This is a genomic window from Paraglaciecola sp. (assembly GCF_051252315.1).
GTDB lineage: Bacteria > Pseudomonadota > Gammaproteobacteria > Enterobacterales > Alteromonadaceae > Paraglaciecola.
In genome coordinates, this window is record NZ_JBPOFP010000053.1 from 25301 (window position 1) to 32099 (window position 6799).

5 protein-coding genes are annotated in these 6799 nt (G+C 40.8%); 1 reads left to right on the top strand and 4 read right to left on the bottom strand.

The features are described 5' to 3' along the window. Positions 1–11 precede the first annotated feature (11 nt). The gene (locus ACSHXM_RS11985) at positions 12–1685 is read left to right on the top strand and encodes a cellulase family glycosylhydrolase (protein ID WP_435689007.1); all 1674 of its coding nucleotides are present in this window, start codon (positions 12–14) and stop codon (positions 1683–1685) included. A 67-nt stretch (positions 1686–1752) separates the two neighbouring features. On the opposite strand, the gene ACSHXM_RS11990 is transcribed toward ACSHXM_RS11985, so the two are convergent. The 4 genes from ACSHXM_RS11990 to ACSHXM_RS12005 form a co-directional block, all read right to left on the bottom strand. Next, on the bottom strand, positions 1753–2736 hold the full coding sequence (locus ACSHXM_RS11990; protein WP_435689008.1) for a hypothetical protein: 984 nt from the start codon (positions 2734–2736) through the stop codon (positions 1753–1755). A gap of 81 nt (positions 2737–2817) precedes the next feature. Next, positions 2818–4278 carry a tryptophan 7-halogenase gene (locus ACSHXM_RS11995; RefSeq protein ID WP_435689009.1) on the bottom strand — a complete coding sequence of 487 codons (1461 nt, stop codon included), beginning with the start codon at positions 4276–4278 and terminating at the stop codon, positions 2818–2820. A gap of 5 nt (positions 4279–4283) precedes the next feature. Next, complete coding sequence (locus tag ACSHXM_RS12000; protein ID WP_435689010.1) at positions 4284–5786, bottom strand: tryptophan halogenase family protein; 1503 nt, start codon at positions 5784–5786, stop codon at positions 4284–4286. A gap of 61 nt (positions 5787–5847) precedes the next feature. Then, positions 5848–6799 (bottom strand): TonB-dependent receptor domain-containing protein (locus ACSHXM_RS12005; protein WP_435689011.1); only part of this gene is annotated, 952 nt, incomplete at its 5' end.

Below are 6799 nucleotides of genomic sequence, written 5' to 3' on the forward strand. Positions count from 1 at the left end.
GAGAAAAAATAATGAAAAAAATATTGATGATTTTGGGGTTAGTTTCGCTGCAAATATCCATAGCGAGCGCCGATACTGCCTATACTGGAATGCGTGAAAACATTACTGGAATAGAATTGACTCTTGATATGGGAGCGGGTCTAAACTTGTATAATACTCTCGACGCCCACTGTAACTATAGAGAAGGATTAGCAACCGAGACTTGTTGGCAAGGAGAGGGCGTTTATACCACGCCTGAAATGGTTAATGACTTCGCTGACCGGGGTTTCAAAACACTAAGGGTACCTGTGACTTGGAAACAGCATATGGGGCCTGCACCTGACTTTAGCATTGATGTAGAGTGGATGGACAGGGTTGAAGAAATAGCAAACTATGCTTTTGCTAACGATATGTACGTAATTATCAACATCCACCATGACGATCTGCATGAAGATAGCGGCTGGCTTAGTCCTACCTATGAACACAAAGATCAATCCATAGCACAAATTGAAAAAGTATGGACCCAAATTGCTACTCGCTTTAAAGACTATGGTGACTACCTTATCTTTGAAACGATGAATGAACCTCGTGAAGTTGGTTCTGCTAAAGAGTGGAGTGGCGGTAGCGAAGAAAATCGCGATATGGTGAATCAATTAAACCTAGCAGCGGTTAACGCGATTCGAGAAACAGGTGGTAATAACGCTTCTCGTTTTATTATGACACCGCAAAATGGGGCCAATGCACAAGCTGCGTTAGAATCTATAATCATACCTAACGATGACGAACGAATCATAATATCTATTCACAATTACAGCCCTTATTTTTTTACCATAGGAGAAGGCGTAACGACCTTCGGCACCCCCACAGAAATAACGAACCTTAGAGATCAAATTAAATCTTATTACGATACGTTTGTAAGTAAAGGGCAAGCTGTTGTTATAGGTGAATGGGGGGCCAAGGATCAAGATAATTTAGAATCTAGGGTTACTTATTATGAAGTGGTTGCTGCTGCAAGTGAGTTGTACAATATTGCGCCAATAACTTGGTTCTTTGATTATGACCGTAAAACTAGAACATGGAAAAATTCCACAATAGAGGATGCCATTGTAACCCCTCCAACTGATGTATTAGAATTCCCCGCAGTAACAATACCGTCAAAAATAGATGCAGAAAGTTTTATCGCTCAATCAGGAGTTCGGATTGAAAATAATGAGGATAAAGGCTCTATAGTCGCTTTTATAGAGCATGACGATTTCATTGAATTTAAAATTGACGTTAGCGAAAGTGGCGAATACCAATTCGAGTTTGAAGTTTCAAGTGGTACCGAAGGTGGAACCATAGAGGTAGTAATCGATGGGGCAGTTGTCAATGATATTAATGTAGCTTCAACAGGTGGCTGGAACGATTGGACATCGGTTGATGGGAGTATTAATTTAGAGACAGGAACTCAAAGTATGCGCCTAGTATTTAAAGGGGCATCAGGTTACCTATTTTATCTTAATTGGCTCGATATTACCCAAACTGTTACAGAGCCGGAGACAGCGGCTCCAACTCCACAACCTACACCTCAGCCTACACCCCAACCGACACCAACAAATAACGGTTCTTCAGGTGGTGGAGCTTTAAATGGGGGTTATCTAGGTATAATGTTTGCGACTGTGTTCCTGGCGAGATTACGTCGTAAATATAGATTAGGGGACTATTGACTATTTCAGCTTAATTATGTCCTTGCAGCGAATGTCCATCGGGATTTTGATGGACATTCATTGCCAGTTAGTTTTGTTTTGTCGTAATTTCCAAACGTTTAACGCGAAAAGCAATTTCTTTAAATAACTTAGGTGTAGTGTCTATATTGAAACCTTCTGGATTGTAGTTGCGGAACACCTTGAGGTTTTTTGTTTCGGCTACCAGTCCTATTCTTTTCAGAGTTTTGTTTGCAATATCGCTTTGAGTGATATCAAATTTTGTATACCCCTCCGTGCGCCAAATAGTGAGTTCAGACACAGGCACCTCTACCCGTAACCATTTGTCCGCCATGTCAGTGGTTAACCGTAGGTTAAATGCACCGTGATAATTTCCTGTTGTGTCAGATAATTGCACTTTTAGATGGAATAATCCGTCATCCCATTCAGCAAGTTGGTCATTGGTCAGACTTTGATAAGCCTCTGATATGTCTACTGTAGTGGGTAGAGTAGACAATGTAGAGTCGTAATAAATATCCATTATGACAGTATCAAGTTTATCGAAGTTTATATCTTGCTCGTTATTGGCAAAGTAACCGTTGGCGTGCTGTTGATCCCAATCGCCATATTTTTTGACCAGAATACTGTTGTAAGTAGACACATTGTTGCAATCAGTGTCTTGAATATTTGCTTGACGTTGAATGTCATAACTATTCGCTGGTTTGCTTAAGCCAATCCAAGGTTGACTGCCGTCTACATGACTCCAGGCGTCTCCGTCAATTGGTGTATTGCCATCAAGTAACACAATATTGCTTGAATTTGAACTGGGTATATCACCACAGTTAGTAATGGCGTATATGTTAAATGTGTCACTGGTTAACAGCGGTTCGAATATTTCATATCCTTTAACTATGGTAGGTGAGTTTTCCGCGGGTGTTGTTACTTGAGGAGAGTTAGTTGCTTGGTTAGAAGTATTGGATGTTGGCGCGGGAGTTTGGCTCGCCCCTCCGCCGCCACATGCTGTGAGCGTAATTAAGGTGGCACTTGTCAGTATTGATTTTAAAAAACAGATCATGTTGTTTCCTTTTTTGTTGTTTTTAGTGGTCCATTTTTAGGGTGATAAAGTAGAGTATCAGTGAACCTATTTTTGGATAAATTAACGTCCAGCGCTTAACCCTTTAGTTTGTTGGGCTACGTTTTGTAATAAAGACATAAATTGTTGTTTTAACTCGTCGTCTGAAACGCGGTCAACTAATGGGTGAGAACCTTTGGGTTTTAGCCCATGGCCGTTAAATAGTAAGGTCCAACTTTCTTCTAAAAAGCTGTCATATTCTCTGACCGATACATGGCCTAGTCTTGCAAAAAGAGCGATTTTTTCGGATAGGTTTGCAGATACTGGCATATTGCGACAGGCATCCCAAAAGGGTTGGCCTTCTCTGGAATTTAGTTTGTAATGCGCAGTCTGCACGTCTTTGACTGGGTTTAAAAACTGGTGAAGTTTACGATTGTAAGTGGCTGCTTCAAGTTCGAAGTCACAATGCACAGGAAACAACTCTCTTAATTGAACCAAACTGGTCACTAGTGGATTAAGTTTTAATGCATCTAGTGCTTCAAATGTGGCAGCAGCTTCACCTATTGCCACACAATTGCCAACCCAAGGTTGTTTTGTTATGCCTGTTTCAATCGGTGAATCTTTCAAATTGTCCATTTTGATATTCGAAATCTCTGATACTTCTTTCAACACCTGTTCTTTGTCGCTATGAGCCGATGAATAATAAATATACAATCCTGTGCGGTTTTGTAACGGATAAAGGCCAAACCATCCTGCTGAGAATGCCGATATTAAACTATAAGCAGGTTTTGGCGAAAACCCCGAGACCGAGGTGGTAATCATTCGGTCACATAAAAAGGTATCTGACCAGGATTCAAAGTTGTCGGATTTCAGATGTTTAAGCAGTGAATTCTGTTTGCCAGAAGCGTCGATAAACAAATCAGCACTTAGGATTTGGCCATTAGTTAGTTCGATTTCACTGATGCGCTTTTTATCTAACTTAACCTGCTTAATGTCACTTTGGATGGGGTTGATACCCGCCGCTAGAGCGGCTTCTTTAATGGTTTGTAGATAGGGTAAAGCTGACAAATGGTAACCAAATGGCGGCGCATCTTTAGGTATGTTCGATATTTCAAGGTTGGTGTGTTTTGCTGCCGAAGCGCCAAAACTAAAATCTTCTAATGGTACGTTTAAGCCTTGTTGTACCGCTTTTATCCAATACTGGTAAAAATCCACACTATTAAAGTTAGCGCCTAGTTTTCCATATGACTGAAAATAATCAGGTTTATGATTGTTCCATGCTGAAAATCGTTGAGCGAAAAAGTGATGTGCTTGAGATAGTTCCAGTAACCTTTTCTCATTTGCCCCCAGCGCTTGATGAATTGTTTTATAACTGGGTAACACGGAATAAAAATCGTGTTCAGTTAACTGGCTGGGCAGCTCGATCAGCTCGATGGTTATTTTCTCGTCTGTCATACGCAGGCTGGTTTTTAAAAACAGTGCGGTTATCCAAGCATCTAAATCTTTTCCAACTACAAGGACTTTTTTTATCGGGCAAGCTTTCATGGTTATCACTTTTTATTCGCTGGGCAGTGTTGAAGGATAAACTGCTCGTGATCGGGAAGTGTTTTGATATGTTGCTGAATATTAGCAGCAAACGTTTTTAAGTTTTCAGCGAGTTTAGCCTTAGGAATTGCTTGTGCGAAAGGCTCGATATGCTGCTGTTTTGCTCCTTGGCCATGCAATATGGATATCCAACTTGGTAGGTTAAATAATCCATATTTGTAGGTATCTACATAACCTCTTTGTTCAAACAGCGCCAATTTTTCTAGTAAACTGTCTGGTACCGACATATCGCGGCAGTAACGCCATAATTCACCATCGTCTCTTTGATTTAAATGGTAATGCAAAATAAGAAAATCACGAATACGATCATATTCGTTGTCCATTTCTCGATTGTACTCTTTGGCTATGAGTGCATCGTTGTTGAGGGGAAATAAACGTAAAAATGAAGTAATAGCCATTTGAATTAAATAAATGCTGGTGGACTCCAGTGGTTCGAGAAAACCACTGGCTAAGCCAACGGCTAAACAGTTCTTATTCCAACTTTGTTGGTATCGACCTGCTTGGAATTTTAACACTTTAGGCGCAGCCAACGCTTCACCACGAATGTTGTTTTGTATAGAGGTTATGGCCTCGTCATCACTGATAAATTCGCTACAGTACACATAGCCATTGCCGGTTCTATGTTGTAAGGGTATTTGCCATTGCCATCCTGCCTGTTTTGCTGTGGACAAGGTATAATTGGGCACATTGGGTAGTTTTTCGCTGGGCAGTGCAACAGCACGGTCGCACAATAACCATTTTGACCAATCTTCAAACTTAGCCTCTAAGCTTTGCTTGAGTAGTAATGAACGAAAGCCCGAGCAGTCAATAAAAAAGTTGCCGTGGATCTCTTGTCCGTCTTTTAATCTGAGTGAACTAATATCGCCGGATTGAGGATCACGGATGACATGTTCGATCATACCTTCAATGCGGTTTACTCCGCGCTTTTCGCAGGTTTCTCGCAAAAATTGGGCATATAAACTTGCATCAAAATGGTATGCATAAGCGTAATTCCCTGCAAAACTACTGTTGTTTTGACTAGGAATAGTAAATTTTTTGTGAGTACATAATTGCGCTGCGTAGGAAAGAGATTGAAGATCTGGTATATCCGATTCAGATTGTAAACGTGCCCAGTATTGGTGAATGTCTTCACCATTTGAACCATCACCGTATTGACCGAATGGATGATAATAACTATTACCTAGTTTTCCCCAGTCATCAAACCTAATGCCCAATTTGAAAGTGGCATTGGTTTTGGTCATCATTTCTTTTTCGTCGATGCCTACGTACTCATTAAAATCTTTGAGTTGCGGCAGGGTAGCTTCACCGACACCCACACTGCCTATTTGTTCGGATTCAATAAGAGTGATTTTGAGTTGACTAGAACGATATAAAGCGGAGGCCGCAATAGCAAACATCCAACCTGCGGTGCCGCCTCCCACTATTACTATTTCATAAGGTTGTTTCATATCATATCCCCTCACACATTGTTAAAACCAATAATGTGCGAGGGGGACTACTCCCAAATTTTTAGAACTTTGTGGTCAAAGTAAAGGTATAACGTGTGTCACTTTGGTTGGTCGAGTAAGGTAAGCGAAGTCCTCCATCCGAACTGTTTTCAACTTGTTGTGTTAACACTGCTTCTTCTCCAGTCAAGTTCTGAATGGAAAAGTTAACCTCAAAGGTTTCGTTAATTTTATACCTTGCTGATGCATCAATTTGACCATAATCATCTTGCCACACAGGGTAAGCAATACAACAGTCAGAATTTGTGACTAAGAATTCTTCACGCCAGTTATAGGCAATCTTGCCTTGGAATGAACCTTTTTGGTACATCAGAATCATGTTGTAGGCTGTATCTGACAAGCCTTCAAGTTGTGCAACTTCTAACACATCAGGCGATTGACCCGTGTTTAAGTTACCCGAACCGTCTGCAGCACCACTACTTACGTTGGTATTTGCCACCCCATTGTTATTGATGTAAGTATAGTTGGCTTGAATACCTAAACCATTAAATGGTGCCGGTAAAAAGTCAAACCACTTGGTACCTTGAATTTCAAAACCACTGAATTTAGCACCTTCACCATTCACAGCACCGCTAACAGAGACCGTTTTTGTCACGCCATTGTTGGTTAGCTCTCGCTCATAAATACCCGACTGGATATAATCATCAAAACGTTTATGAAACAAAGCTAATGATACCGACGTCGCTTTAGAATAATACTCAAAACTTAAATCAACTTGTTTGGCGGTAATAGGTTTAAGCGTAGGATTCGATGCTTTGGCAAAGTACGTTACGTTGGCACCTACAATGTCGCCATTTGCATCACGCTCCCATGCAGGGTCTTGTGGGTTGTCCGTTGAAGGTATGCGTTGTTGTACGTTAATGTAATTACGCAAAATACCAATATCTGGACGGGATATTGCCTTAGATAATGCGATACGGGTTAAGAAATTATCGGTCAAATCCATTTTTAAGTTC

Bases quoted from the DNA above. Each gene is read 5' to 3' on its own strand.
- ACSHXM_RS11985 (WP_435689007.1), top strand. From the start codon at position 12: ATGAAAAAAATATTGATGATTTTGGGGTTAGTTTCGCTGCAAATATCC.
- ACSHXM_RS12000 (WP_435689010.1), bottom strand. From the start codon at position 5,786: ATGAAACAACCTTATGAAATAGTAATAGTGGGAGGCGGCACCGCAGGT.
- ACSHXM_RS11990 (WP_435689008.1), bottom strand. From the start codon at position 2,736: ATGATCTGTTTTTTAAAATCAATACTGACAAGTGCCACCTTAATTACG.
- ACSHXM_RS11995 (WP_435689009.1), bottom strand. From the start codon at position 4,278: ATGAAAGCTTGCCCGATAAAAAAAGTCCTTGTAGTTGGAAAAGATTTA.